The 953-nt window shown below is 42.4% G+C and carries 1 pseudogene; it reads left to right on the forward strand.

Going from position 1 to position 953, the window contains the following annotated elements:
* Positions 1-953, forward strand: a pseudogene (locus AC4FQX_RS15150) (hypothetical protein); the annotation flags it as partial.

Raw genomic sequence — 953 nt, forward strand, 5'->3', positions numbered from 1 at the left:
CAACAAGATTTTAACTATCACGGAGCCGTTTCCAATACTCAGGGACTGGGCTTTTTTGGGTTTCGTTCCGTATTACAGACCGATTGGTATATTCCGTCAGAAGGACCAAAGATCTATACCGTAACCAAACAAGATCCCGCATTAAGAGGCGCCACCGTTGAAAGCTTTACCACATTAGAAAAAAACTGGAGTTTCTGGGAAACACCCACTAATTTTATTTCAAAATCCGTTACCACCTATAAAGAAGAGTTACTGCCCAATAAAGTGTATAAGCTGAGTGCTTCCGTTAGCGAACAATTCGATGGAATTAATAATACCCGTTCCCTGACCACAACAGAATACGACACCTATAACCATCCCGTTAAAGCCACCACCGTAGTAAAACAAGGAACCGCCGTAAAGCAAACCGCCGTAACCGAAATCACCTATACCAACCAGCCCGCAGGCACTGCCTATTATATCGGCAGACCCATAACCAAGAAACAAAGCGTTACCGCTTACGGAGATACCCGAACCGGAGAAGAACAGTATAGTTATACCGCTTCCGGTTTAGTAACCCAGATCAAAAAGAAAGGACATCAAACCGATTTTATTACCGAGAACAATGAATTCGATGTTTTTGGGAATATCACCAAAAAAACGATTAGTGCCACAGGTATACCCCCAAGAATCAGTCAGTATCAATACGATTTGAGCGGACGTTTTTTAGTAAAAACAAAAGATATCGAAGGACTCGAAACCCAATTCGAATATCAGCCCGCTACCGGTCTGCTGACCCAAGAAACCGATCCCTATGGTCTGACCACACAGTATTTCTATGATATTTGGGGTAAAATGATCCGCAGTACCGATTATTTAGGAAAAAATACTACCATTACCTATACTAAAAACAAGGCAGAATACAGTAGTACCGAAAAAGCAGAAGACGGAAGCGAAAGCACTACCGTTTCCGA

This window comes from Flavobacterium sp. AK-301 (assembly GCF_058310215.1).